Origin of the sequence: Streptomyces sp. NPDC126497, assembly GCF_040302425.1 — a bacterium.
Classification (GTDB): domain Bacteria; phylum Actinomycetota; class Actinomycetes; order Streptomycetales; family Streptomycetaceae; genus Streptomyces.
Genome location: NZ_JBEORT010000233.1, coordinates 1 through 1166 on the forward strand (window position 1 = coordinate 1; position 1166 = coordinate 1166).

A 1166-nucleotide genomic window follows, 5' to 3' on the forward strand; every position below is an offset into this window, starting at 1 on the left:
TACGCCCGGTCACGATCAGCTTCGCCAGCAGCGAGTCCCACGCCGGACCGATCACACTGCCCGACTCCACCCCCGCGTCCAGCCGCACCCCCGGCCCCGACGGCGCGTCGAAACGGGTGACCGTGCCCGGAGCGGGCAGGAAGTTGCGCCCCGGGTCCTCACCGTTGATCCGGAACTCGAAGGAGTGCCCGCGCAGCACCGGATCGCCGTACCCCAGCTCCTCGCCGTCGGCGATGCGGAACATCTCCCGCACCAGGTCGATCCCCGCGACCTCCTCGGTCACCGGGTGCTCCACCTGCAGACGCGTGTTCACCTCCAGGAAGGAGATCGTGCCGTCCAGGCCGACCAGGAACTCCACCGTGCCCGCCCCGACGTAGCCGGCCTCCTTCAGGATCGCCTTGGAGGCGGAGTACAACTGCTCCACCTGGGCGTCCGACAGGAACGGCGCCGGCGCCTCCTCCACCAGCTTCTGGTGGCGGCGCTGCAGCGAGCAGTCCCGGGTGGAGACCACGACCACGTTGCCGTGCCGGTCGGCCAGGCACTGCGTCTCCACGTGCCGCGGCCTGTCCAGGTAGCGCTCCACGAAGCACTCCCCGCGGCCGAAGGCGGCCACCGCCTCACGCACCGCGGAGTCGTACAGCTCCGGCACCTCCTCCAGCGTGCGGGCCACCTTCAGCCCCCGCCCGCCCCCACCGAACGCCGCCTTGATCGCGATCGGCAGCCCGTGCTCCTTCGCGAACGCCACGACCTCCTCGGCCCCGCTCACCGGATCGGGCGTACCCGCCACCAGCGGAGCACCCGCGCGCTGCGCGATGTGCCGGGCGGCGACCTTGTCCCCCAGGTCACGGATGGCCTGCGGCGGCGGGCCGATCCAGATCAGACCCGCGTCCAGCACCGCCTGGGCGAACTCGGCGTTCTCGGAGAGGAAGCCGTACCCCGGGTGGACGGCGTCCGCGCCCGACTCCCGCGCGGCCCTGAGCACCTTGCCGATGTCCAGGTAACTGGTGGCCGGCGTGTCACCGCCCAGGGCGAACGCCTCATCCGCGGCGCGGACGTGCAGAGCGTCCCGGTCCGGGTCGGCATAGACGGCAACGCTCGCGATCCCGGCATCCCGGCAGGCCCGGGCCACCCGGACAGCGATTTCGCCACGGTTGGCGATGAGCACC

At 72.2% G+C, this 1166-nt stretch carries 1 protein-coding gene; it reads right to left on the reverse strand.

What is annotated here, in order from left to right:
• The coding region (locus ABTY20_RS35300) for an acetyl-CoA carboxylase biotin carboxylase subunit (RefSeq protein WP_352001219.1) at positions 1-1165 on the reverse strand (1165 nt) is incomplete at its 3' end.
• Position 1166: the final 1 nt, after the last annotated feature.